Origin of the sequence: Nitriliruptor alkaliphilus DSM 45188 (assembly GCF_000969705.1) — a bacterium.
Taxonomy (GTDB): Bacteria; Actinomycetota; Nitriliruptoria; order Nitriliruptorales; family Nitriliruptoraceae; genus Nitriliruptor; species Nitriliruptor alkaliphilus.
The window spans coordinates 1,120,550-1,145,357 of the sequence record NZ_KQ033901.1; the positions used below are offsets into that span (position 1 = coordinate 1,120,550).

The 24,808-nt window shown below is 69.4% G+C and carries 23 protein-coding genes and 1 pseudogene; 11 read left to right on the forward strand and 13 right to left on the reverse strand.

Going from position 1 to position 24,808, the window contains the following annotated elements; genetic code table 11:
* Nucleotides 1-3: 3 nt before the first annotated feature.
* The 5 genes from NITAL_RS05275 to NITAL_RS05295 form a co-directional block, all read right to left on the reverse strand.
* A complete protein-coding gene (locus NITAL_RS05275) occupies nt 4-1,623 on the reverse strand; it encodes a glycoside hydrolase family 13 protein (protein ID WP_211262214.1) in 1,620 nt (539 codons plus the stop codon).
* A 35-nt stretch (nt 1,624-1,658) separates the two neighbouring features.
* On the reverse strand, nt 1,659-2,225 hold the full coding sequence (locus NITAL_RS05280) for a hypothetical protein (protein WP_157041629.1): 567 nt from the start codon (nt 2,223-2,225) through the stop codon (nt 1,659-1,661).
* Nucleotides 2,222-3,241, reverse strand: a complete 1,020-nt coding sequence (locus NITAL_RS05285) for a carbohydrate ABC transporter permease (protein ID WP_083441243.1) — start codon at nt 3,239-3,241, stop codon at nt 2,222-2,224. The genes NITAL_RS05280 and NITAL_RS05285 overlap by 4 nt, the downstream gene beginning before the upstream one ends.
* A 64-nt stretch (nt 3,242-3,305) precedes the next feature.
* Complete coding sequence (locus NITAL_RS05290) at nt 3,306-4,463, reverse strand: carbohydrate ABC transporter permease (protein WP_211262215.1); 1,158 nt, start codon at nt 4,461-4,463, stop codon at nt 3,306-3,308.
* Nucleotides 4,464-4,504: 41 nt separating this feature from the next.
* Entirely contained in the window at nt 4,505-5,836 is a 1,332-nt protein-coding gene (locus NITAL_RS05295) for an ABC transporter substrate-binding protein (protein ID WP_052665096.1), read from the reverse strand.
* A gap of 175 nt (nt 5,837-6,011) precedes the next feature.
* Here NITAL_RS05295 and NITAL_RS29515 point away from each other — a divergent pair.
* The 4 genes and pseudogenes from NITAL_RS29515 to NITAL_RS05305 form a co-directional block, all read left to right on the forward strand.
* Nucleotides 6,012-6,158, forward strand: a pseudogene (locus NITAL_RS29515) (LacI family DNA-binding transcriptional regulator); the annotation flags it as partial.
* A gap of 66 nt (nt 6,159-6,224) precedes the next feature.
* A complete protein-coding gene (locus NITAL_RS05300) occupies nt 6,225-7,037 on the forward strand; it encodes a substrate-binding domain-containing protein (protein ID WP_245617664.1) in 813 nt (270 codons plus the stop codon).
* A 734-nt stretch (nt 7,038-7,771) separates the two neighbouring features.
* A complete protein-coding gene (locus NITAL_RS29160) occupies nt 7,772-7,894 on the forward strand; it encodes a hypothetical protein (protein ID WP_281175517.1) in 123 nt (40 codons plus the stop codon).
* Nucleotides 7,881-8,561, forward strand: coding sequence for a hypothetical protein (locus tag NITAL_RS05305; RefSeq protein ID WP_052665098.1), 681 nt, complete (start codon nt 7,881-7,883; stop codon nt 8,559-8,561). The genes NITAL_RS29160 and NITAL_RS05305 overlap by 14 nt, the downstream gene beginning before the upstream one ends.
* A 147-nt stretch (nt 8,562-8,708) precedes the next feature.
* On the opposite strand, the gene NITAL_RS05310 is transcribed toward NITAL_RS05305, so the two are convergent.
* The gene (locus NITAL_RS05310; RefSeq protein WP_211262216.1) at nt 8,709-9,206 is read right to left on the reverse strand and encodes a DUF2199 domain-containing protein; all 498 of its coding nucleotides are present in this window, start codon (nt 9,204-9,206) and stop codon (nt 8,709-8,711) included.
* Nucleotides 9,207-9,594: 388 nt separating this feature from the next.
* Here NITAL_RS05310 and NITAL_RS05315 point away from each other — a divergent pair, with 388 nt between their 5' ends.
* Nucleotides 9,595-10,185, forward strand: a complete 591-nt coding sequence (locus NITAL_RS05315) for a hypothetical protein (RefSeq protein ID WP_157041630.1) — start codon at nt 9,595-9,597, stop codon at nt 10,183-10,185.
* A gap of 189 nt (nt 10,186-10,374) precedes the next feature.
* Here the strand turns inward: NITAL_RS05315 and NITAL_RS05320 are convergent, their stop codons facing one another.
* The 7 genes from NITAL_RS05320 to NITAL_RS28435 all read right to left on the reverse strand — a co-directional run bounded on the left by NITAL_RS05320 (nt 10,375) and on the right by NITAL_RS28435 (nt 16,469).
* Nucleotides 10,375-10,836 (reverse strand): Mov34/MPN/PAD-1 family protein, encoded by a 462-nt coding sequence (locus NITAL_RS05320; RefSeq protein WP_169786734.1) that lies wholly within the window; start codon nt 10,834-10,836, stop codon nt 10,375-10,377.
* Nucleotides 10,833-12,017, reverse strand: a complete 1,185-nt coding sequence (locus NITAL_RS05325; RefSeq protein ID WP_169786735.1) for a HesA/MoeB/ThiF family protein — start codon at nt 12,015-12,017, stop codon at nt 10,833-10,835. The genes NITAL_RS05320 and NITAL_RS05325 overlap by 4 nt, the downstream gene beginning before the upstream one ends.
* A gap of 83 nt (nt 12,018-12,100) precedes the next feature.
* Complete coding sequence (locus tag NITAL_RS05330; RefSeq protein ID WP_052665103.1) at nt 12,101-12,631, reverse strand: hypothetical protein; 531 nt, start codon at nt 12,629-12,631, stop codon at nt 12,101-12,103.
* Nucleotides 12,632-12,633: 2 nt separating this feature from the next.
* Complete coding sequence (locus NITAL_RS05335; RefSeq protein WP_052665104.1) at nt 12,634-13,611, reverse strand: hypothetical protein; 978 nt, start codon at nt 13,609-13,611, stop codon at nt 12,634-12,636.
* Nucleotides 13,608-14,840 (reverse strand): SAVED domain-containing protein, encoded by a 1,233-nt coding sequence (locus tag NITAL_RS05340; RefSeq protein WP_052665105.1) that lies wholly within the window; start codon nt 14,838-14,840, stop codon nt 13,608-13,610. The genes NITAL_RS05335 and NITAL_RS05340 overlap by 4 nt, the downstream gene beginning before the upstream one ends.
* A 355-nt stretch (nt 14,841-15,195) precedes the next feature.
* Nucleotides 15,196-16,233, reverse strand: a complete 1,038-nt coding sequence (locus tag NITAL_RS05345) for a lytic transglycosylase domain-containing protein (RefSeq protein WP_157041631.1) — start codon at nt 16,231-16,233, stop codon at nt 15,196-15,198.
* Nucleotides 16,234-16,241: 8 nt separating this feature from the next.
* Nucleotides 16,242-16,469, reverse strand: coding sequence for a hypothetical protein (locus NITAL_RS28435; RefSeq protein WP_157041632.1), 228 nt, complete (start codon nt 16,467-16,469; stop codon nt 16,242-16,244).
* A gap of 336 nt (nt 16,470-16,805) precedes the next feature.
* On the opposite strand from NITAL_RS28435, the gene NITAL_RS05355 reads away from it, so the two are divergent.
* From NITAL_RS05355 to NITAL_RS05380, 6 genes are read left to right on the forward strand one after another with little or no spacing between them, the layout of a single operon-like run.
* Nucleotides 16,806-17,099, forward strand: coding sequence for a hypothetical protein (locus tag NITAL_RS05355; protein ID WP_052665108.1), 294 nt, complete (start codon nt 16,806-16,808; stop codon nt 17,097-17,099).
* A gap of 1 nt (nt 17,100) precedes the next feature.
* Entirely contained in the window at nt 17,101-17,838 is a 738-nt protein-coding gene (locus tag NITAL_RS05360; RefSeq protein ID WP_052665109.1) for a hypothetical protein, read from the forward strand.
* A complete protein-coding gene (locus NITAL_RS05365) occupies nt 17,835-19,313 on the forward strand; it encodes a hypothetical protein (protein ID WP_052665110.1) in 1,479 nt (492 codons plus the stop codon). Before NITAL_RS05360 ends, NITAL_RS05365 begins: the two co-directional genes overlap by 4 nt.
* Nucleotides 19,306-20,802: an SCO6880 family protein gene (locus NITAL_RS05370; protein WP_052665111.1), complete on the forward strand. Its 1,497-nt coding sequence runs from the start codon at nt 19,306-19,308 to the stop codon at nt 20,800-20,802. The genes NITAL_RS05365 and NITAL_RS05370 overlap by 8 nt, the downstream gene beginning before the upstream one ends.
* Before the next feature lie 38 nt (nt 20,803-20,840).
* Nucleotides 20,841-22,346 carry a helicase HerA domain-containing protein gene (locus NITAL_RS05375; RefSeq protein ID WP_169786737.1) on the forward strand — a complete coding sequence of 502 codons (1,506 nt, stop codon included), beginning with the start codon at nt 20,841-20,843 and terminating at the stop codon, nt 22,344-22,346.
* 38 nt (nt 22,347-22,384) lie between these two features.
* The gene (locus NITAL_RS05380) at nt 22,385-24,655 is read left to right on the forward strand and encodes a type IV secretory system conjugative DNA transfer family protein (protein WP_211262217.1); all 2,271 of its coding nucleotides are present in this window, start codon (nt 22,385-22,387) and stop codon (nt 24,653-24,655) included.
* Nucleotides 24,656-24,808 lie beyond the last annotated feature (153 nt).

The following is a 24,808-nucleotide window of genomic DNA, read 5'->3' on the forward strand; positions in this document are numbered from 1 at the left end:
GCGTCACCGGTCAGTCTGTAGCCAGACGGCCGTGTCCTGCGGCAGCGTTCCGTCGCCGGTCAGGGGTCCGCTGCTGAGCGTGATCTGTGCATCCGGGGGCAGTTGCAGCGGCGTGTCCGCGAAGTTGACGGCGCAGACGAAGCGTGGGGACCTCGCGAACATCAGCACGTCCGCCGGTGTGTCACACCACTGCATGGTGCCCTCGCCGAGGGCGGGGTGGTCGGCACGTTGGCGCAGGGCCCGGCGGTACAGGTTCAGGGTCGAGTCGGGGTCGGCAGCCTGGGCGTGGACGGTGCGATCCGCCCAGGCTGCTGGTTGTGGCAGCCATGGCGGGGCTGACCCGTCGGGGCTGAACCCGAACGGCGGGGCGTCGCCTGACCATGGGATGGGGACCCGGCAGCCGTCCCGGCCTCGGAGGGTGCGGCCCGATCGCTCCCAGGTCGGATCGGTCAGCACCTCATCGGCGAGGTCCTCCACCTCGAGCAGGCCGAGCTCCTCGCCTTGGTACAGGTAGACGCTGCCGGGCAGGGCCAGCATCAGCAGGGCCGCCGCGCGTGCCCGTTGCAGGCCGCGCTCGTGATCGGCGGGGACACCGATCAGGTGGTCGAAGTTGTGCCCCCGTTCCTCGTCTTGGGGCCTGGCGTAGCGAGACGGGTGGCGGGCGACGTCATGGTTGGACAGCACCCAGGTGGCCGGAGCGCCCACGGCCTGCTGGGCCGCCAGGTTCCCATCGATCACCTGGCGAAGTGACTTGGCGTGCCAGCGCGAGGTGAGGAAGTCGAAGTTGAAGGCGTTGTGCAACTCGTCTGGCCGCACGTACTGGGCCATCCTCTCAGGCGTGTCCACCCAGGCCTCGGCCACGAAGACGCGCGGTGGGTCGTAGCTGTCGGCGACCTTGCGCCAACCCCGGTAGATGTCGTGGACATCCGGGCGGTCCCAGTGGGGATGCTCGCGGTCCGGGCCTGTTCGGTGTGACAGCTCGAGCGCGTCCAGGTCGGGCAGATCGACATCTTTGGTCAGGGAGTTGGCCACATCGATGCGGAAGCCGTCGACGCCACGATCGAACCAGAACCGCAGGGTGTCCTCGAAGTCGGCCCGGACCTCTGGGTGCGACCATGCCAGGTCCGGCTGTTGGGGGGCGAACAGGTGCAGGTACCACTGGCCGGGCTGGCCGTCGGGCTCCGTCACCCGCGTCCACGCCGGACCGCCGAACTGGCTCATCCAGTTGTTGGGTGGCTGGTCACCTCCTGGGCCGCGGCCGGGGCGGAACAGGTAGCGATCGCGTGCCGTCGAGCCCACGCCACTGGCGAGGGCCTGCTGGAACCACGGGTGCTGGTCGGAGGTGTGGTTGGGAACGATGTCCAGCAGCACACGGATGCCGAGTGCGTGGGCATCGCTGATGAACTCGTCGGCATCAGCCATCGTGCCGGCTTCCGGGTGCACGTCCCGGTAGTCCACGATGTCGTACCCGCCGTCGGCGAGGGGTGAGGGATACCACGGGTTGATCCAGATGGCGTCGACACCCAGGTCGGCCAGGTACGGCAACCGCGAGCGCAGGCCGGCGATGTCTCCCGCCCCGTCACAATCGGCGTCGGCGAAGCTGCGCAGGTACACCTGGTACACGACCGCGCTTCGCCACCAGTCAGCCCCCGCCCCGGTCACCGACGCGCCCCCGCGACGGGGAGGACGCGCCGGTCCGACGATCGGGCCTGCCACCGGTCGGCCAGCCCGACCGCCGAGAACGGCAGCGCCGGAGCGATCAACGCGGTGGCCCAGAACGAGGTGGCCATGCCGACCAGGGCGACCACGCTCACTGCGGCCGCGGCGATGGCCCGGTTGTGCCAGGTGGCCCCCTCCGACTGCTGGACGGTGACCACGGCCGCGGCTGCGTACCCGGCGACCAGGGCGGCCAAGGGGTTGCCGAACCACAGCAGCGGCAGCCCGATCGCGATGGCCAGCCCCATGCCCGCCAGCACGGCCATCGGGGCATCCGGCCGCCGAGAGACGAAGGCCGCAGCACCCAGTGCCGTAGGCAGCAGCAGCAGTGACAGCGACACTCCTGCAGCCGCGATCATGGTTGTGTCCTGCCCCGGGTCCGCTGGTGTTCCAGCGACGGCTACCGCCAGCCCGTAGCCCATGGACCAGAAGCTCGCGGTGACGACCAGTGTGGCCAGTGCGATCGCCGTCCAGCGGCGCACAGGCGTGATCGGGCCCGGGGTCCTCATCCCTTCACCGCCCCGGCCGTCATCCCCCGGACGAAGAAGCGCTGCAGGCTGAAGAACACCGCGACGGGCATGACCATCGAGACGAACGCACCGGCGGTCAACAGGTGCCACGATTCGCCGAACTGCCCGTTCAGGCTGTTCAGCGCGATCGTCAGGACCCTGACCTCTGCGGTCTCGCCGAGGAATATCAGGGCGACGAGGAAGTCGTTGAAGACCCACAGGAACTGGAAGATGACGAAGGATGCAAGTGCAGGGACGGACAGCGGGATGACCAGCCTGGTGAAGATGCTGAAGTGGTCGGCACCGTCGACGCGCGCCGACTCGATGATCTCCGACGGCAGCGATCCCATGAAGTTGCGCAGCAGGTAGATGGCCAGCGGCAGCCCGAAGCCCATGTGCGCCAGCCACACGCCGAGGAACGTGCCGTTGAGCGACAACGGGATCCCGACGGTGACCGTCTGCGCATCCAGGCCCGTCACCGCGCCGACGACGGGTGAGAGCCAGCTGACGTCGAACTCGGGCCCACCGGCGTACAACCGCAGGATCGGGATGAGCGCGACCTGGAGCGGCACCACGAGCAGTGCGACGACCAGGACGAAGAGCGGGTGGCGTCCGGGGAAGTCCATCCAGCTGAAGGCGTAGGCCGCGAAGGCGGCCATCGTGATCGGCATCACGGTCGCGGGGACGGCGACGATCAGGGTGTTGAGGAAGGCGCTGTCGAAGCCGCCCGAGGTGAGCACCTGCCGGTAGTTGTCGAGCGTCCACTGCGAGGTGTCACCGAGCGAGGTGAAGACGGTCCACCAGCCACTGGTGTCGATGGCTCCTTGGGAGCGCAGCGAGGTGATGAGCAGGCCCACCGTGGGCACCAGCCAGATGACGATGACTGCGACGATGATGGCGCGCACGATGGCCTGGCTGCGCGAGTCCGTCACCCCACCCTCGCTGCCCTTCAGACCCTTGCCGCCGGCAGCCTCGGTGCCCTCGATGGCCGGGATCGCCACCTGATCGGTGCTCATCGCTGGCCTCCCCGGTGCTCCGCCCCGCTCGGGCGCGGCCCGGTCCTGTGGTGTCGTCGCGCGATCATCGCGTCAGCTCCTCTTCGCGGAACCGGCGGACGTTGATGATCATGACCGGGATGACAGCGACGAACATGAACACCGCGACCGCGGATCCCCGGCCGAAGTGCCGGAAGGTGAACATGTTGCGGATCATCCGCTCGGCGATGACCTCGGTGCCGCTCTGACCCCCGGTCATCACCCACACGATGTCGAAGACCTTGAGCACGCCGATCACCATGGTGGTGAACACCACGACGATCGAGGACTTGATCGACGGGACGACGATGCGCCAGAAGAGCTGGATCTCCGTGGCCCCGTCCAGTCGACCCGCTTCGAGCATCTCACTGGGTACCCCTTTGATCGCCGAGGAGAGGATCACCATGGCGAAGCCCGTCTGCAGCCAGATCATGATCACCATCAGCATCAGGTTGTTCCAGGGCACGATGGCCAGCCAGTCCACGGGCGCACCGCCCAGCCCTGTCTTGATGGCGTTGAGGATCCCGATCTGCTCGCCCGCTCCATCGAGCCTGAAGCTGTAGACGAAGCGCCACACGATGCCGGCGCCGATGAAGGAGATGGCCATCGGCAGGAAGATGATCGACTTGGCCACGGACTCGGCGCGGGTCAGCTTGTCGGCGAGGACGGCGAACCCCAGTCCGATCGATACCGCCGCGGCGGGAACCACGAAGATCCACAGCGCGGTGTTGCGTAGCGATCGCAGCATCGCGGGATCGCTGAAGACGTAGGCGTAGTTGTCGAACCCGATGAAGTTGTCGCCGGTCGCGTCCATGAAGGACAGCTGGATCGTGGCCACCGCCGGGTAGATCAGGTAGATCGCCACGACCACGACGGCGGGGCCGGCCCACGCCCAGGGCCGGACGCGCGCGGCGATGGTCAGGGGCAGGCGGTTGATGGCCTTGTCGACCGCCATGTACATGGCGAAGACACCCACCACGCCGATGAGGATGGCGATGATCGCAACGATCAGGCCGGGCACCGCGCCGTCGATGGTGGTGAAGGTGCCGTTCAGCACGACGTAGGTGAGCACCGGGACCGCGAACACTCCGACCGCCGACAAGGCCGAGACGGCCAGGCTCTGTGCCAGCGTCACTCTGCGGCCGGCTGCCCTCGGCCCGTCCTGTGCGGGCGTGTTGAGGTCCTTGACCTGCAGATCCGCCATGGCCGTCCCTTCCTGCTGGGCGATCGTCGTCCTGTGCCGCCCTACGGGAAGGCCGCGTCGATCGCCGGCAGCAGGGTGTCCAGGCTGTCCGGCCCGGTGTTGGTGTAGGTGTTCATGCCGTTCCAGAACTCACCGGACCCGACCGCTGGTGGCATCAGGTCGGAGGCGTCGAACCGCGCGACCTCGTCCTGCAGCGCCGTCGAGAGCGTGGCGGCCGCCTGCTGGGTCAGCGGGTTCTCGTAGCAATCGGGGTCCACCGTGAAGTTGGCGGAGATGCTGCTGCCGGTCCCTGTCGAGCCGAACCTGCACTGCACGTCCGCGTGGGTGTAGCGGTCGAGGAAGTCACGCACCTCGGGCCGGTTGTTGAACACCACCGACATGCCGCCTGCCATCAGCACGCCTTCCTGGCCGTCGATGGGTGGGAACGGGAAGAAGTCGTAGTCCTCGATCGGGGTCAGGCCCTCGGGGAAGAAGCTGGGGATGAACGTCGCTTGCCGGTGCAGGTAGCAGGGCGGGTCGTCCCTGAACATGGGGTCGGGGGCGTCACGGAAGTCGGTGCTGGCGATGTTCTCGTGACCGCCGAAGACGTAGCCCTCCGTGAAGATGACGTCACCGAAGGTCTCGAACGCGGCGCGGATCTCCGGGGAGTCGAACGGCTGGTCACCGGTGACCCAGGCGTCGTAGACGTCGGTCCCGGCCTGCCGCAGGACGATGTCCTCCAGCCAGTCCGTCGCCGGCCATCCGGTCGCGGCCTCGGATCCGGTGCCGATGCACCACGGGCTCTTGCCGTCCGCGACGATCTGGTCGGAGAGGGCGAGCAACTCATCCCAGGTCCCGGGGATCGCGTACCCGGCCTCCTCGAACGCCGGCGGGCTGTACCAGATGGCGCTCTTGAAGTTGAGCGTGTCGGGCATGCCGTAGTACCGGCCCTCGTACGCGCCGAGGGACATCATGTAACTGCCGAAGCGCGCCTCGAGTTCGGTGATGTCGAACCCGAGGTCGTCGAGGGCGATGATGTTGCCCTGTGCTGCCTGTTCGAGCACCGCGCCGGGCTGAGGGTAGAAGCCGATGTCGGGAGGAGTGCCTGCCTCGATCTGGATCACGATGTTCTGCTCGAAGGAGTCCGAACCGGTGTAGGTGGCCACGAAGTCAGCCTCGGCGTTGACTGCCTCGTCGATGATGGTCTGGATCGCTGCGCCGTCGGCGCCGGTCGCGGCCCCGGCGATGCTGACCCGGCCGGTGTTCTCGGCCTCGGCGGCAGCCCCACCGCCAACGGCCTGGTCTGGTCCCGCCTCCTGGACGCTGACGCTGCATCCCATCAGCACCAGCCCCATGGCCATGGCTCCGGCCAGCGAACGCATGCGCAGCTTCATCGGTCAACTCCTGTCGTGAAGGTCGCAGCCGCACGCCACGGATCGGCTCGTTCGGCTCGTGTCGGGCGCCTGGGCTGAGCGGCCTAGGATCGCCTGTCAGCGCTGTCAACATAAGCTCGGCTGATAGCGCTGTCAAGAGGTCTGCGGTAGGTTCCTACTCATGAACGGGGAGCGAATGCACACAGGGTCTCGACCGACTCTGGCCGACGTCGCGGCTAGGGCCGGGGTCAGTTCCAAGACCGTGTCTCGGGTCGTCAACGGCGAGCCGCACGTGAGCGCAGCGGTGACCGCTCGCGTGCTGCGGGCCATCGCGGACCTCGACTACCGCCCGGACCGTCGTGCCCGCGACCTAGCCGCCGGCCCCAACGCCGAGCGGCTGATCGGCTTCGTGCAGGACGACGCCGCAACCCCGTTCTTCGGCGCGGTCAACCGCGGGCTGGAGCACGCCACCACCACGCGCGGCTTGGTGGTCCTCTCCGGGTCCACCGATGCTGACCCTGAGCGTGAACGGGCCCTCATCAAGACGATGATCGAGTTCCGTGTCGAGGGCTTGGTGGTGGCCTCTGCCGAAGGAGACGATCCTGTCCTGCGGGCCGAGACCGCCCGTGGGACGGCCGTGGCGTGCATCGATCGGGTCCTCGAGGGGGCGACATGCGATGCCGTTGTCAGCAGCAACCGCGACAGCACACGCCGCGCGGTGGCCCACCTGTGCGGGATCGGACACCGGCGGATCGCGTTCCTAGGTGGCAACCTGCGCGTGTGGACCGGTCGCGAGCGCCACGCGGGCTATCACGAGGCCATGCTCGCCAATGGTGTCGACATCGACCCCGCCCTCGTCGTGATCGATGTGGACGATGTGGACCGTGCCGCCAGGGCCACCCGGCGCCTGTTGGACAGCCCTCGTCCTCCCACCGCGATCTTCAGCGCGCAAGACCAGATCACCACCGGGGCGATCATCGCGCTGCACGAGCGTGGCCGTCAGCACGACATCGCGATGTTCGGCTTCGACGACATCCCGTTCGCCGGGCAGTTGAGCCCTGCGATCTCCACCATCGTCCAGGACCCCTACCAGCTAGGGGTTCGTGCTGGTGAGCTCCTGCTCGATCGCCTGGCGGACCGATCGGCCAAACCTGCCAGGCATGTCGTGCTCGACGCGCCCCTGTGCCACCGGCAGTCCGGAGACATCCGACCGAACGAATGACCGACGTCGGTGCATCCCTTCTCGAAGGATGTCGGGATCCGATGCTCGGAGACCCCGACGGCACGCATCGTCAAGCGCGATGGGTCGGAGGGAAGCTCGCCGGTGCTCGCTACAGGGGTGCGGGCTCAGAGAGGTTGAACGCCAACGCGCGTCACGGGTCGGGGCAACTCGGTCGATCCGAGTCCACCACAGTTCTCGCCCGGCAGCTCGAGCAACACGAAGCCGCGGTCGGCCTTGCCGGCACCGGTCCACCAAGGTTGCACTGCACCCCGGCGGTGGTGGCACTGGCGCGGCAGATCTCCGTATCCGCTGCTGCAAGTGCCGACACGTCTGCTTCAAGGACATCGAGCACCTGCGTAAGGCCGCTAACGAGATGTCCGCAGCCCGTCCTGGGCAACTACATGAGCGACGGGTACGTGCCCGTGCCCTGTGCCGCGTAGATCGCCGCCCACCACCGTGACATCGGGAGGCGGGCGTAGGCGGCGGAGGCGCCCACAACCGCCGCCTCGACCCGACGGGCCATGGGTCGCCGCGGCAGGACCACGGATCCCTAGAGCCAGCGGCGCACCAGCCGGGCCTCGGACCAAGATCGGAAAGGATGTCTCACCCGGCTGCCATGATCTCGTACGCTAACGACAACCGCTGTCAGGGGGACTCCGATGTCACCACGTGTCCTGGAGCCGAGCCGCGCGGACCTCGAGGCTCGACGCGGGCGCCTTCTTGCTCGCCTCGCGATGAGCCGAGACGAGCTCGACCGCGCAGCGGACTCGGGAGCGCTCACCGGCGAGCAGTACTGGCTGCTGGAGGACATCCGCTCGATCGAGTTCCTCCTCGGCACAGACGATGACGGACGCTGATCCGGCGCTCATCGAGACCGCCAGTGAGTTCGCGGCCGAGGTTGGCGACCTGCTGGACCGAACGGTGGTCGACGAACCGCCTATCGGCGCGCAGGTGGCGGACGACCGTGTTGTCGTGGGTGCGTTCGACCACGACGGCAACACGGTAGACATGCCGCTGGCGATCCAGGGCGAGCACCGACTCGACCTTCGTGTCTCGTTCCGGTGCACCTTCGACTTCACCGGGTCGTTCCTGGCGATCGAGCAGTCCGAGTTCGCACTGATCGTGCCCGCAGTCCGGCACCCCGTGGTTCGATTCGACTACGTCCGCGAACGTGCATGGGCATCAGCGCATGTGCAGCTCCACGCAGAGTCCTCCGCGATCGGGTTCCTCCGCGCTCACGCGGGCAAGACCTCCGAGACCTGGCGGCTCCACCTCCCTGTCGGTGGCCGAAGATTCCGGCCATCGCTTGAGGACGTCATCGAGTTCGCGATCGCCGAGTTCAACGTCGACACGAAGGACGACTACGCCGAGCGCATCGAAGAGGGACGAAAACGGTGGCGTCGGCTCCAAGTCAAGGCTGCCATTCGCGATGTCATCAGGGACGACCCCACGACGGGTCCGGCTGAACTGAAGGAGGCCATCGAACGTGCAACCCAGTCCATCGAGGACAGCGTTGGCGAGTAGCGCACACATCGCCGTGACTACGCGCGCTGAGCCTGCGGGAGCCGTGCGCGCATAGCTGCCCCCTACGTCGTCACGACCTCGTACCAGACGCACCCACCGGGCCCATCCTCACAGGAAACCCAGCCGCGCCGCGATCCTCGCGACGGATCACAGGAGGTGCGCATACGGCGGCAGGACATGTTGAGGATCCCATTCCTCCGTCACGATTCGATGGACCGTGAAATCCTTGCTGCCGATGACGTAGGGAGCAGCGTCCGGATCGCGTGGCGCTGCCGTGACCGGCATCGCAAGGACCGAGCCGCTCCACGGGATGAGCTCGTTGGCGATGTAGCCGCTGAACGAGACCTCTGCGTACTCGGGCTCCCACCAGACCTCCCACAGATGGCGAAGGGTGTCCGGATGCACGCCCAGCCAGAGGCCGAACGTCAGCGAACCTCCGTCATGCAGATGGACTGGCAGGAGGGCACGAACGAAGGATCCGAGGTCCTTCGCGGCAAGCATGAGATCGTTACCCCAGAACCGGTCCGGCCGTTCCTCCTCAGGGACCTCGAGCACCGGATCGGGAAGCCGGAACCGGATGTGCCGATCGTGGTGCGACAGAGGCGAGCCGCAACTCGGGCACGTTCCGGTCACCAGGTACTCCACTTCGGATGCACACATCGTAGAGCGAGGGGCCGCCTGCTTCCGCCGGATACGGGCACGCCTTGGGGGCGTCTCGCAGTGTGACACCGCGCGGCCCTCATCAATGATCCGTTGGTGGTCGGGCAGACTCAGCGCATCGTCCGCTTGGTCGCTCAGGACGTTCGGCAGGTCATTGGGATGACCCTCGAGGCACCCTAGGCCCCAGACCTCAGCACGGAAGCCGTGATAGCGCGCTCCCGGCTGCCTGACCGAGGCCGCACATAGTTGCGGCCACCAGTATCGCTCAACGGACCCGCGCGGTTCACTCAGGAAGGACCTCGCTCGCGCGACGGGAGGGCCGATGGCAACCAGCACGAGTACTTCCGTGACGTGTGGCGAGTGCGATCACGCCATGGACCCCATCGTGGCGCAGGACCCAGACCGGGCGCCGTGCCCGAGATGCGGCAGCCCGAATATCGCGATCGCCGTCGGCATCGCCGAAGAGATCAACATCGCTAGCGGGATCGCCATCGGAGTCGGCCCCGCTGACTACGCCCGCGACGCAACTCGGCGGTGGGAGGATGCCGATGCTGAGGCGCATGCCCTGGAGCAGCCTCTCCCGGACAGCAGTCGCGAGACACTTCTCGATGCTCAGCGACGGCTGTACGCAGCGTTCATTGACCTGTGGTCGCTTCGCGAAGCGCTCTTCGCTGAAGCCGGGATCGCTCGTCGTTCGGTTGACGACGTGATTGAGGCGTCAGCGGTGATCGCGCTCGCTCACGACCTCGGCAACGTGGCGAGGCATGGATCGCCCCTGAGGCGCCTGCGAAGTGGGCACCAGCCAATATTCCACCAGCCGTTGGCGACGCGAGCCGGATCCGGTGGTCCATGGAAATTCCGCCTCGATGTCGAGCACGACGGCACGACCGCTGACGGCGTAGGCATCGCGCGTCGAGCGATCGACGAGTGGCGCGATGCTCTCACCCACTGGGGGCTCCTGTAGCTCGGGAGTGGCTGGGCGCCCGCCAAGTCGCGATGGGAGAGGCGAGGCAGCAGTTGGGTCTACCAGAGGTTCGTGCAGCACCCGGCAGCGGCGAGACGAGCGCGGGCCGTGATTTCGGTCAGCAATGTTGCGCAGACCGACCCGCACATTGTCCAGCGGTCGGACAGGAAACTCCTTTGAGGACGGGGCTCATTCGTTCGAGCTCAGGATGCGGATGGGGAGTCGCCCCACTGTCGTAGATGTCACGATCCATGCGGCGATGATGGTCTTCGGTGCGGTCGTGACGACCACGGCGACGAAGCGGTCAAGGCGCAGCGACGGGTTGCGTAGCAGGCTGGCGTACGTCCGCAGGTCCAGGTCGCTAGGCGCGGGATGTCCTCTGGGGTGGGTGTGCCATTCGCCGATCCACTGGCTGCGGTCGCGGCGCCAGGCGTCGGCCGCAACCTTGCCGGCGTACTGAAGGTCGCGGGTGAATCGCCACGGTTCATGGACGGCGTTCGGGCCAGGTTCCCCGACGCCGGTCACGTCGATGGTGCGGCCGTGGTCGTGCCCGACGATGATGCCGCCGGTCTCTGTGGCTGGGTCGTCGTGTTCGGTGACCAGGGACAGGATGCGGTCGAGGACGGTTCTGGGTAGGTGCAGGCGGGTCACGGCGTGGTTGCGCATACGTGGCAGTCGGGCCGCCGGTCGAACCGGGTCCATCGCGTATCGCCGTGGTGAAGGTCGTCGAACGGTGGGGTGTAGCTGCGCGCGGGCCGCAGTCCGACAGCGGCGTGGTTCCCGTCGATCCGTTGGTCGCGGTAGCCGTAGCGTTCGAGGTCGGTCGCGACGGCGGTCTTCGCGGCGAGCCGGCCGACGTACGCGAGGTCGGCCCCGACTGCGGTCATGGGGCGGTGCGCGACGCCGGTTCCGTAGTCGAGGTCGATGCCGGGTTCGGGATCCCACGTGCCGCGCTCGCGGAGTCCGGCACGGTTGCAGATGAGGCACCCTTCGCCAGGGAGCGAGCGGACGATCTCGCCGAGGGCTCCGTCCTCGAGCACGCATGCGAACGTGGCCGGGATTCGGGCGTGCACGGCGAGCCAGTTCGCGGCGAGTCGCGACTCGACACCGTCGGTGGCCACGACGACGGCGTCCCAATGCGGCAGGAGGTCGCGGACGGCGTCGGCGTCGTGGACGATGTCGAGGTCGTGCGGGGTGGCTGTCAGGTGCGGATGCTGACGGTGGAGGTGGTCGGCCATCGCGTGTGTCTTGCGGCGCCCTATGTCGCGGGCGGTGAGGACATGTCGGGGCAGGTTGTGCTGCTCGAGACGGTCGAAATCGATGAGGTGGATCGAACCGATCCCGTAGCCGGCAAGCCCGTCGGCTGCGGCGCTGCCGATGCTACCCACGCCGACTACGCCGACGTGTTTCGACCTCACAGACCTCGTGGGCCAGGCGTCGCCGAGGTCGTCGAGCGGGTCACGGGCCTCCTGGACGACCTCGACGGGGAAGAACCGGGCGGCGCCGTCGGCGAGGAACCAACCAAGCCACTTCGGCAGCGGGTCCTCGGCGTCGGGAGCGTAGGTGATGTAGTGACCGCGGAGCTGTTTCGTCTTGCCGCGGAGTTGTGACTTGAAGTAGTCGAGGGGGACGGCGCCGCCGTGCATGACCGACACGATCCCGGCTGCGTGCAGGTCGGCTTCCGCAGCGTGGCACCTGCACGCCTGCCCTGTGTCCGTCGCGGACGTGTAGTGCCCGCGGACGAACGGGCGCATGAGGTCGGTCGTTGCCGTGCCGCCATCGGGACGGAATCCGACGATGAGCGCGACGTTCTCGACAGGGTCGATCCTCACGATGAGTGTGCCGGAAGCGCTTGCGCCGACGATTTCGTCGGCGACCCCGGACGGGAGCACGAACATCCCTGATGGCGGGCGCATCAGCCCGCCTTCTCGTCATCATGGGCGTACGCCGCCGTGAGCATGTGGTCGAGCGAGTCGTTGGTGACGATCCCCACCTCGGTCATGCGCTCGACGTGTCCACGCGCCAGGAGGAGGAACTCCAGGAACCATCCGGCCACCTTCGGTACTAGGTGTGCTGCGGTCTCGGAGCCGTCCCAGTCGTAGGCACGCTGTGTTAGGCAGAGCGACCCGTCGCCGGCGACGTGCCACGCGTTCCTGGTCCGCGCCCGCGGGTTGGGCTCCGGCTCCAGCGGATAGACGCGTGGCTTCACGGCCGGATGTGCCTGGAGGCACACCATCGCGACGGTGAGGCGGGAGCCAGCGAGGAACGCGTCCAGATCCGGGGGTCTGGGCCGCTCGAATGGCCATTCGGGGACGGTTCCTGTCCAGCCGCCGCCGTCGTCGTACTCGGGTCGGGAAAGTTGTCCGTCCCACTCGAGGGTCGGGTAGGCCGCCATGGCGGCTTGCTCCCATGCGAGCCGGTCGGGGTAGGCGTCGAACCAGCGCACGGTCAGCCCTGGGGAGCGTCGGCGACGCGCCGGGGGGTCGGCACGATGATGGTGGGCCAGCCGTTGTTGCCGCCGCTGTCGCAGCCCCCCGGCGGCTCAGGGAAGTCCGGTCCGAACAGTTCACGCCACTTGCAGACGGCATGGTCGTCGTCACCGTCCAGGCCAAGCATGTACGCATCCCAGGCCGTGGTCGCGGCGGCGTCGAGGAGGTTCTTGGTGGCGGTGAGGTCGAGGTCGGGCTGGATTACGCCGCACACGCCCGCGGGGTCCTCGATGCCGTACATGATGTTCGCGGCAGCCGCGGTGAAGAACCGTTGGAGCCCGTCCTGCCGGGTGTCCGCCGCGGGCAGGTGCTGAAGCGCGAGGATCTCCACCGCGAGGTTCTTCATCTGCGAGTCGGCCCCGGCGTTCCAGTGCTTGAGGAGCCGCACGAGTGGGACGAAGCGGTCCCATTCGCTGTGACGTCGAGCTACCTCGCGGATGAGGTATTGCGGGTCGGACTCGATCCAGGTGGACGTGAGCCGTTCGGGGACCCACAACCGGCCGTTGTCCTGGCGGAGCGCCGGGACGAGGTCGACGGTGAACGCCTTCGGCTCGTCTGGGTCATCGAGGAAGCACTTGACGGAGTGGTTGCGCAACAAGGTGTGACGGATCTCCGTGCCGTCGTCTCCGTCCGTTCCGAGCGCGTACTTGACCTGGCCGCGCGCATGCTCGAGTGCCTGCTCGGCCGAGGCGCCCGGTGAACCCCACGTTGGGTGGTCGTCGCTCCTGTAGACGACGACGATGTCGACGTCGTGGATGAGGCCGCGCTGTGTACCGCGGGCCAGCGACCCGGAAACGAAACAGTCGTCCGTTTCGGTGTCGGTCTGTGAGGACATGGAAGCGAGGACCACGTCGCGGCGCCGTCTGGCTTCGGCGAGCTGTTCCGGGGTCGCGTTCACGGAGGTCTGGAAGGTGTCGAACGCGGTGTTGGGTGTCATGGGTGCTCCGGGCTGATGACGTTGCTTGACGGGCCGCCGGCCTGGGCGTCCGAGAACCGGACGTAGGCGTCGGTGGTTCGGTCGAAGTCGTACAGGGACAACCGGTAGGTGTTGAGGTTTCTGCCGATGAGGACAGCAAGCGCGGCCGGGACGCGCAGGCACAGGTGGACACGGTTGGTCGCGCGGGTGCCGGCGAAGTCGCGGATTGCGTCGGCGACCTGTTCCGCGACCGTCGTGCCGTCGGCGGCGTCGAGCCGCTCGCGGCCGGCCGCCGTGAGGACGCGCGCTGGCACGCGGAGGTGCTCAGCGAGCCGCCCGAACCCGGCTGCCGGCTGGCCGGGCACGAAGTCGACGAGGACCGCGACACCCTCACCGTCTCCGTCCGGGGCACCGACGTCCACGGGGTCGAGGTCGACGCTGCCCCCTCGGACGTGGCTGTCCCACGTCGCACCGAAGTTGTCCTCGATGACGACCCGTCCGGGCCGCACGGTCGGAAACGCGAGACCAATCGCGACAGCGACCGGTAGGTGGCAACCGCCCCTGACCCTGAGCGTGTGACGTTGGAGGCGCGAGGCCAGGACGGGAAGCTCACGTGTGAGGCGCCGGACCTGGTCGACCTCCAGCGGGCCGAGCACTGTGGTCCCCTCGGCGGACGGGCCGATCGTGGCCCGTAGCTCCCAGACCGACGGGGTGCTCGACGGTTCGTCGCGGGTAGACACCTCTACGCGGAGCTCACGCTCGGGTGTCTCGGCGGAAAGGACGTGAAGGCGCCGCTCGGCGATGTCGCGGACGAGCCGGTCCGCCCAACCATCTTCCCCGACCGGGTACTGCTTGAAGAGCTCGAGCCGCTGCTCCCGCAGGGCGAGCAGTCCGCCCGGGAACGCGTAGTCCGGACGGCCATCTGGTCCGGCAGGCCCGTCGTTGACGATCGCGAGGACGAACTCAGGGTCGTTGGCAAGGGCGTCCCATACAGGCGCTTCGTCGGACCGGATGAAGTCAGACCTGGTCACGTTCGGGGTAGCGACGAACACCGCGCCAGCCAGCCCGGCCTCGGCCGCACGACGAAACGTGCGGTCGAACCGTCCGACGCCCATGTCGTTCTCGTCGACCCAAACCGGCACCCCAACCGACCGGAGAGCCCGCACCGCTTCGCGGGCGACGGCAGCGCCGTCGTCCTGGCGGTAGCAGACCAGAACAGGTCCGCGACGGTCGACTGTCGGATCAGGCATCGAGCCTCCTCGCGTTCGAGCCGACGATACGGGCTCTCTGCGACATCCAGTCGAGCGTCCGCGTGTCCCCTACGCCGGCCGCCCCGACTGGCCCAAGCTCGGCGCCACCACCCCTGCCGCCCCGTGAACCATCGAGAACCTGATGACGATCAAGGACTAGCGTGACTTATGTGCGGTTGATGAGTCCGCCGAAGCTGTCGCGGGCGCGCAGAACGGGGACTCACGTGCGGCTCTCTCCGGACCCCCGATGGAGTGAATCGACGCGGGAACCTTCGTTTGCCTTCGGCCGCGGTGTCGCCCCGCTCGCCGGCTCGCAGTCACCTGGACACACTCGGGCCTCGCCGTGTCCCGGGAGCTAGCGCTGGACGGAAACATGGATGTGGTCGAAGTGACCGCCCGTGGGGTGGCTGGGGTTGTAGGCGCCGCCGCCGGTGTAGGCCGTCCAGACTCCGCCAGCCCAGATGCGTCCGTCCCAGATGACGTAGGCGATGGCTAGGCGTTCGGCGTTGGCGACGAGCCAGTTGGCCATGCTCCATCCGGCGTTCCGTTCGGACGCGGTGGGGAAGCGGCCGATGGCACCGAAGGTGATGTCGCAGGCACGACCTTGCGGGTGGTCGCTGGCGGGGTTGGATGGCCTGCTTGCCCAGCACCAGATGGGCACGTCCCTGAAGGCCTGCTCGATCTCACGGACGAGGTTGGCGGTGCGGGGCGTCACGCACCCGCCGGTGCCGGTGGGGTCGGTCAGGGTACAGGCACCGCCGGTCGGTGCGGCGGCTACCGGGTCGGGGCTACCGGGGCCTCCGAGCCCAGCCAGTGCGTGGTACTCGGCGATGAGCTCGACGGCGCGGCTGGCGTAGCCCTCGCCGGCTGCGGCGTTGGGGTTGTTGGGTCCCGCGTTGTAGCGCTTGGCTGCGAGGCGGGGGTCGTCGCGGCCGTCGAGTGCGACCAGGTAGCGGGCGGCGGCGTGGACGGCGTCGTGGGTGGACCAGGGGTCGGCGATTCCGTCCCCGTCGCCGTCGGTGGCGTACCCGTGGCCGTCGGGGGTGGGCGGGCCGGCGACGTCGAGGTCGTGGGTGCCGGCTGAGCTGCGCCAGGTGGATCCGAGGAACTGCATCGGCCCTCGGGCGCCTGCGCGGTTGATGGTTCCAGGTGGCCAGCAGCCGGGGGCGCGGTGCCGGCCGTGGTCGCACTCGAGCTTGCCGATGGCGGCGAGGAGAGCCCAGTCGAGGTCCCACTCGTCGGCGGCGTCGAGGTAGGCGTCGAGGATGACCGGGGGGATCTCACCGGCAAGCGCGTCGGCGTCGAACGGGCCGAGCTCCCTGGTGGTGCTGCCCCCGGCGCCGATGAGCCCGAGCGGGAGGAGCACGGCGAGCGCGCCGAGGCCGACGGCCACCCGCCGGATCATCCGTCCGTCTCACGGAGGCCGACGCTCCGCCACCCATCGTCGGTGCGCTCGAGGTTGATGGAGTAGAGCGACTGGTGCGGGTGCCCTCGACCGGTGTGGTGGATGACCGCGACCTGGACCCTCGCGGCATAAGGGTCATGCTCGAGCAGCTCGGAGGCGACGATGGTGGCGACCAGGCCTTGCTCGGCCAGGGTGTCGATCACGAGTGTCTCAGCGACAGCCACCGGATCGTCACGGTCGACGGAGACCGGTGAGTTGCTGAGGTCGCTCGTAGCGACCGGTGCCGCGGGTGCGACCAGTCCGACCGCGGGACGCCCTGAGCCGGCCTCGGCCTCGACGGCGGGGCTGCAACCCCCGGCGAGGACGACAAGGACGATCGCAGCTCGCTGTGTGCGCCTGTCAGCCAACCCGGGCTCCTTCGTCGTGGAGGGACTGCTGACGGCGTCCCTCGCCCGGTGACAGCGGCGCGGGCAGCGCACAGCGGGTCACTGGCGGGGCAGTCCCCGGGGCAGTCCCTGTCGACGGCCCGATCGGCGGGCCCGGCTTCGTGGAGGTCAGCGGTGCTCGGCTACGTGTTGGCTCAGGTCCCGACCCTGAACCCGAGTGCGGGGTCGGACTGGATCCCGAACTACGAACAGATCATCAGCGCACTCAACGGGCTGACCCTCGGTGGTCTGCTGTTCGCGGCGGGGACGGTGATCATCGGCGGTGCGACGTGGGCGCTGGCTGCCAACCGGGCCCACACCCAGGGGGTGACCTGGGGACGGTTCATGGTGATCGGCGGCTTCCTCGGCGCGGTCGTGATCGGCGCGGCGACCGCGATCGTGAACACCGGCTTCTCGTTGGGCAGCTGAGATGGCCGGCGACTACGGCTCGCGCACCGCGGCACAGCTGGTCTGGCTCGCGGTGGCCGTCGCGCTGGCGTTGACGCTGGTGGTCGGGGGCGGCTTCCTGGCCTGGCAGGGGCTGTCCGCTGGACCGGCGGTGACGGCGGCGGGGCAGACGGCTGCCACCGCTTCAGCTACCGGCGGGCGAGTGGCGTTCGGTGCACCGGCGTTGGTCGACGGGGTGCCGTGGCGGTTCCCGCTGACCCCGGATGGCGCCGCCTCGGCAGCGGCGACCGCCGTGGCGGTCACCGGCCAGGGGGAGGTCGTGTTCGATCCGATCCGGTTCGCCGAGGTCGCCGAGGTGGTGTTCACCGCCGAGGAGGCGGCCGCACAGATCCGGGAGGTCGACGCGGCGCGCGTCCAGTTCGAGCTCTCGGGCTGGGCCGACCAGCCCGAGTCGCGGCGCACCTACCACTTCGCGCCGCTCGCGGTCCGCCTCGAGGCCTTCGCCTCCGACGGGCAAGCCGCGACCGTCGAGGTGTGGGCGATGACGCTGGTAGGTGTCGGCGACCAGGGCGGGGCCCTGTTCACGACCTCGACGGTGGAGCTCGTCGCCGACGGGGACACGTGGACGGTCACCGCGCTGGATTCGGTCGAAGGCCCGACGCCGATGGTCGAGGCGCCACCGACCGCACCCGGACGCACCCGCGCCCTGGTGCGTGACGCGCTGTCGACCCTCCCCCTGCCGGTAGGGGATGGTCGATGATCGACCGCAGGCAGGTCACTGGGGAGGAGGGGGCCATCCCCTTCGTTGCGATCGGGGTGGTGGCGCTGGCTGGGACGCTGGGGGTGGCGTGGGCCGGCAACGAGTGGTCACAGAACCTGCTCGGCCAGGCCGGCGGTGAGCTGACGGTGTGGGTGCTCCGCGGCGCGTTCTGGGCGCTGGACCTCGTGGCGGTGCAGGCAGCGACCGAGCCGGTCAACCGTGACTGGTACACGCCGGTGCTCGAGGGACCGGCGCTGCCGCTGCTGACCTTGGCCATGCTGGTGGCCGTCGGGACACTGCTGGCGGAGGTCATCGCCGGGATGCTCCAGGGCAACGCGGTCCGGATCGTGCAGGCGGTCTTCCGTGCCATCGTGGCCGGCATGCTGGCCACCGTCGGGGCCGGCGTGCTGCTCGCGGTGGGTGGGGCACTGTCCGGGGTAGGGCGGCTCGCGTTGGAGGCGTCGGGGACCACCGTCGATGCGCCGCTGGTGCCGTTGCAGGAGGTCCTGATGGAGACCGCCCAGGCGGGCGAGGGCGGCGCCGAGCTGTTCGTCACCTTCCTGGCCGCACTGGTGATCGTGTTCACCTCGCTGTACATCTACTTCCTGCTCGCGATGCGTCCCGTGCTGCTGGCCGCGATCATCGTGATCCTGCCCATCGCGCACGCGCTGTCGGTGTGGACGCCGATGCGTCGGGTCCAGGTACGGGTGTGGAGCCTGGCCTTCGCGGTGCTGGTCGCCGACGCGGCCGTGTTGACCATGTTCGCGGTGACCAACACCGCGATGGGTCAGCCCGAAGGGGTCGACCGGCTGATCTTCGGCACGTTCGGTCTGCTGCTGGCCGCACTGGCGCCGGCGGCGTTGGCTCGAGTGGTCGGGGCTCCGGAGCTGCAGACCGCGGTCCAGTCGATGTCCGGCGGCTCGAAGCTGCTGGCGCTCGGTGCGGGCGCACTGGCAGCCAAGGGCGCGGTGAGCGCCGCTGCGGGCTCGGTCAGCCGGGCTCGGGCGAAGAACGGCGCCAGCGCGCTCGAAGGCGCCGCCCCCGGCGGACCCTCGAGCGGTGGGCTGCCCGGCGACGGTCCGAACGGCGGCGGCCCTGCGGGTGGCGGCCGTGGCGGTGGACCAGGCGGGCGGGGTGGTTCCAGCAGAGGAGGACGGTCCGCATCCAGCGGTCTCGCGGCCGCGGGGGCCGCGCCGGCCAGCGCGGGAGCCGGAGCGCGTTCAGGGTCCGGACCCTCGTCCTCCGCGGGTGGGGCCGGCCAGCAGCAGAACTCGAACCCTGCCACGAGCCCAAGCAGCGCTGCGCAGGTTCCGACCGGTGGCGGCGCCCTCACGGGATCCGGCGCCGGCGCCACGGCCTCGTCGCCGCCGGCGTCCCATGCTGTGAGCTCGACCTCGGACACGACGCCTGTACCCACCGCTGGTGGCTGGCAGTCGGCGGTGACGCGTCCGGCTGCGGAGCCGTCACGTGTCTGAGCTGCGCAGCTACCAGTTCCCGGCACCCACGACGTCAGGGTTGATGCTCGGCCTGTCGGCTCCGCGGCTGGTCGCGGTGGGGCTGGCAGGGGTCACGTTCGTGCTGGCCATGGCGGTGCAGACCGCTGCCGCGCTGCTGCTCGCCGCCATCTCGATCGTGGCGCTGTTGGCAGCGGTGTTCGTCCGTGTGGGAGGCCGACCGGCGATCGACTGGGTGCCAGTGTGGGTCGCGTTCGGGTGGGCGGCGGCGACCAGGAACAACGAGTTCTACGCCTCACCCGATCTGTCGGTCGACCTGCCGCCAGAGACCCTCGACCTGCCGGGGGAGCTGTTCGGGCTCGAACTGCACTCGTTGGCGCCCTCGCCGGCCGTGTCGGTCGCCAACGCCACTCCGGCCGAGTACGGGGTGGTGGTCGACACCTTCCGCCACCGCCTGGTCGCGGTCGCGGAGGTGTCCGGCGAGGACTTCCTGTTCCTCGACCCGTGTGACGAGCAGGCACGCGTCTCCGCCTGGGGCGCCACGCTCGATCACATCGCGCAGTCGATGCCGGAGCTTTGCCGGGTCCAGGTCGTGCACACGGCGGGGCCATCCTCGGTCGAGGGGCTGGTCGGCTACCACGACGGCCACGGAGGGCGGGGACCGGAAGCTGCCGCACAGTCCTACCGCCACGTGCTGGCCCGATCAGGTGCTGCGTCCCAGGAGCACCGCCTACTGGTCGCCATCGCGCTGGATGCCCGAGCGGCACGACGGGCAGTTCGCCAGGCCGGCGGTGGGACCGTCGGCGCCGGGAAGGTCCTGATGGACCGGGCCGCCGCGGTGGAGGAGGCGCTGAGCGGCTGCGGGCTCGAGGTTCACGGCTGGCTGCCGGCCAGGGCGATCGCGCAGGTGCTGCGGGTCGGGTTCGACCCGGCTGCGCGGGTGGCCCTGGCCGAACAGAGCGATGACGTCAACGCCGGCGGCGGTGTCGAGCCGTCAGCGGCGGGGCCGTACGGGATGGTCGATCAGTGGTCGATGCTGCGTCACGACTCGGGATGGTCCACCACCTTGCAGGTGGTCGGGCCGCCGACCCGGCCTGTAACTGGCGACTTCCTGCAGCATCTGCTGATCGGGGTACCGGCGCAACGGCGCATGTCGCTGCTGTACGTCCCGACCCCGATGGAGGTCGCCGAGCGGCGCGCTCAGACCCAGCAGGTCGGAGCCGAGGCCGAGCAGGCGGTCCGGGCACGGTGGGGGTTCGCCACCACGGCCCGCCACCGCCGCGAGCACGGCGATGCGGCCAAGCGTGAACAGGACCTCGTCGAGGGCCGCGCCGTGTACCGCGTGGTGTGGCTCATCACGGTCACCGCAGCGTCCCCGGCCGAGCTCGACGCTTCCGTCGGACAGCTCGAAGCGGCCGGGCGGCGATGTGGGCTCGAGCTGCGCCGGATGGCCGGCACCCAACGTCAGGCTGCGGGGTTCACCCTGCCGTTGTGCCGGGGCGCACGATGAGGTGGCCACTTCGGCGCTCTAGCCGTCAGCTGCATCGGTTGGCCGCGACCGGGCGGGGTCCGGGAGGTCGCCGGCCCGAGCGGGGCCAGCTACGAGCTGATCGTCGCCGCCAACGCAGCGAGGAGCTCGCCGAGCGGCGGGCGGCGATGGGCCGCTACCGGCGGCGTGGCGATCGGCGCGGTCAGCGGCGCCGGTTCGCCGGCAGGATCGCCTGGGAGGTCAAGGCTCCGTCCTTCGAGGTGTCGGCGGGAGCGATGGAGGCGGCCTACCCGTTCCAGGTCGCCTCGCGCGCCGGCACCCGTGCGACCCAGGGGCTGGCGATCGGTCCGTCGCCGACGGGAGGGACCTGGACCTGGGATCCGTGGGTGCTCTACCAGCAGGGACGGCTGTCGAACCCCAACGTGCTGATCATCGGCGACGTCGGGTCAGGTAAGTCGTCGCTGGCCAAGACGTTGGTGTGGCGTGGCCTCGAGTTCGGCCGAGGCGCGCACATCATCGACCCCAAGGGCGAGTACGGACCGCTGGCGACCGCAGCCGGTGTCCAGCCGGTGCGCCTCACGCCGGGTGGCTCGACCGTCCTCAACCCGCTCGACCCTGGTGCGGCTGGCGCTTCGCTGTCGCCCACCGACCTGTTCCACCGCAATCTGTCGACGGTCCGGGCGCTGCTGGAGGCCACGCTGCAACGCTCCTGCCGGCAGATCGAGATGGTGGTCCTGGCTGCGGCGCTCGCGCGGGTCTCCGGTCTGGAGCTGACCTCCGGTGTTCGCCCGCAGGCTGACCGTCGCGGTCAGGTCGCGACGCTGCCGAAGCTGGCCGAGGCGCTCATCGCGCCACCGCCAGATGTGGCCCGGCGGGCCAACATGTCCGAGGGCCGGGTGGTCGACGAGTCGCGCGAGGTGGCGCTGGCCATGGCGCGTCTGGTCGATGTCCACGGTGACCTCGGCGGGATGTTCGCCGGACAGACCAACCTCGACGCGGACGCGCTGGCTGACCTGACCGTGGTCGACGTCGCCGAGGTGTACCGGGCCAACCGTGCCGCCCTCCCGCTGGTGATGATCTGCACCGCTGCCTGGCTGCAGCTGGCCACCGACGTCTCACCACGCGGGCGGTGGCAGCTCAACGACGAGGGGTGGGCTCTGATGGCCGACGAGGCCACGGCCCGCTGGACCCAGACCAACCAGAAGCTGGCCCGCCAGCTCGGCATCTCGGTGGTCAACGTCATGCACCGTCTCTCGGACACCGCCGCCGCCGGCGCGGCCGGGTCGACCACCCGGGCACTTGCCGAGGGGGTCATCGCCGACTCGGGGACGTGGGTGATCTACCGGCAGCGGCCCTCCGAGCAGGCGCTGCTGCGTGACACCCTGGATCTCAACGACGTCCAGGCCGCGATGACCACCCGGCTCGGACGTGGTCGCGGGCTGTGGGTGGTGGCAGGCGAACGTCGCGAGGTCGCACTGGTCGACCACGTGATGTCCGATGTCGAGCGCGAGCTGGTCGATACCGATCAGGTGATGCGAGCAGCCGACGAGCAGGGACAGGAGTGAACGGCAGCCACGCGCCCTCGCCACGCTCGGGCAAGCTCATGGCCGGCGGAGCGAACTCCCTCGAGCTGCTGTGGGCCACCCTCGCACTGGCGGCGGTCGCCGCTGTCACCGCGGTCTCCTTGGTGGCCTGGGTGGCGATCTGGGTGGAGACTCGAATCACCGGCGGCCCGATGCCGCTGACGCTGTGGTCGATGCCCGGCGTGCTCCTCGACCTCGCCGGCGGCGACAGCACCCGCCTCGATGAAGTGGTCGTCGCGTGGTGGCGGCCACTGACGGTCGCGTCGATCGCAGGGCTGCTCGCCGTCGCGCTGGTCTGGGATGGCGCACGGCGGTGGAGTCAGTGGCGACGCGGCTGGCGCCACCGGCGGGCCGCCCGCAACCGCGTCGAGTCACACACCTGGGCACGTCGACGCGATCTCGCGGCGCTGCTGGTCGCCAAGCCCCGCCCCGGCACCGCCGAGCCGCCCGCGGGCGGTCGCCTACTGGTGGGCAGCTTCGACGGTCACGACGTCCTTGCACCGGCGAGGACATCGGTCATGGTCGTGGCACCGACCCGGACGGGGAAGTCGACCCGGTTGGTGGTCCCGAACCTGTTGCGCTGGGAAGGCCCGGCGGTGGTCACCTCGGTCAAGCGGGACGTGTACGACCTCACCGTCGCCCGCCGCGGCGAGACCGGGCCGGCGTGCCTGTTCGACCCCACGGGGTCGACCGGTCTGCCGTCGGTCAGGTGGTCGCCACTCCTGACCTCGACCACCTTCCCCGATGCGACCAAGACCGCGACCTGGCTCGCTGACGCGGCCTCGGTGGAGGACAAGCACGAGGCCGCCAAGTTCTGGGAGACCCTCGCGACCAAACTGCTCGCCCCGATGCTCTACGCCGCGGCGAACACCTCCAAGACGATGATGGACGTCTCCCACTGGGTGGACCGCTCTGCGTTCGACGAGGTCGCACGCATCCTGGTCGAGCTCGGCGACGAGGACGCCTCGGCAGCCTGGCGGGCCATCCGCGACCTGCCCGTCGAGACGCGCGGGTCGGTCCTGGGGACAGCGATGGCGATCTTCCGCGGGTTCGGATCGCCACGGGTCCGCCGGGCCACCTCCTGCACCCCTGGGGACACCGACGACGCCCTCGACATCGCGGACCTGCTTCGCCGCAACGGAACGCTCTACCTGGTCTCGCCCGAGTACGAACAAGCCGAACTGCGGCCGGTGTTCGTCGCCCTCGTGCAGGCGGTCTACCGGGCTGCGGTGGAGCTGTCCGCCAACCTGCTCGGCGGCGCGCCGCTGTCTCCGCCGCTGCTGATGATGCTCGACGAGGCCGGCAACATCGCCCCGCTGCACACCCTCCCGAAGATCGCATCCACCGGTGCCGGCCAGGGCATCACCCTGATGACCATCTGGCAGGACCGCGCCCAGATCCGCCAGCTCTACGGCGAGTCCGAGCGGACCGTCATCTCCAACCACACCACCTCGGTGTGGCTCCCCGGATCACAGGACCTCGACACCCTCAAGCTCCTCTCAGACCTGATCGGCGACCAGTGGGTCGAGTCCTCGACCGTCTCGGCTGCACCCGACGGGGGCCTGTCGGTCTCCGAAGGATCCGAACGCATGGACGTCGCGCCGCCCGCGTTCCTGCGCACCCTGCCTCACGGCACCGCCGTGGTGCTGACGGGCAACACCCCACCCGTCCAGGTCACCACCCAGGCCTACTACGAGTTGCGACGCTGGCGACGGCTGGTCGGCGAAGCCGAGGTTGCACGGCACACCGCGATGCACGACGGCACCGGTCCCACCACCGCGGAAAGGTGGAAGGAGAGGGGCTGGCCTGAGGCGGCCTTGGATTCCTCAGCCGCAACGGGTGCGAGGTCGCACGCAAGTGTGCAGGCGCGCCGGACCCGCGGCGGGGCCCTCGGTCAGGCACTCGCCGCCGACTACCCCGACGTGCTCGCCAACCGGATCGCGCACGCCCAGTGGGAACCCGCCGCCCGCGCCATCCCGCTCAGGCTCACCACCGAACCGCGGCGCTGGGGACGGCTCGAGCTCCCTGTCGAACTGGCAGCGCGAATCGGTGACGAGGTGCGGGTGGTCGACCTCGCCGACGCAGCTGTCCGTCGCCACGTGCTTCCGGTGTGGATGGAGTCGGGCCCCGCCGAGGAGTTCGCCGAACACGTGACCTTCCCGCAGCTTGTTGCGGAGTGGCCTCACCTCTGCCTCACGGCGCTCCTGCGCACCGCCTGGGAAGAGTGCTTCCCCCAACTCGCCGGCGACTGGCCACTACCCGAGGACGACTCACCGCCATGGACCACGTGAGCCGCAGGTCCTCGATCGTGATCTGGCGCCAAGCGTCAGCGCCCACGCCGGCCCGCGCGAGTCGCCGTTCTGCTCGCCCGGGCGGGGGCGGCGGCCCGAGCGAAATCGCAGCTAGGTCCCTAGCTGGGGAGTGCGATCCTGAACGCGTGCGAC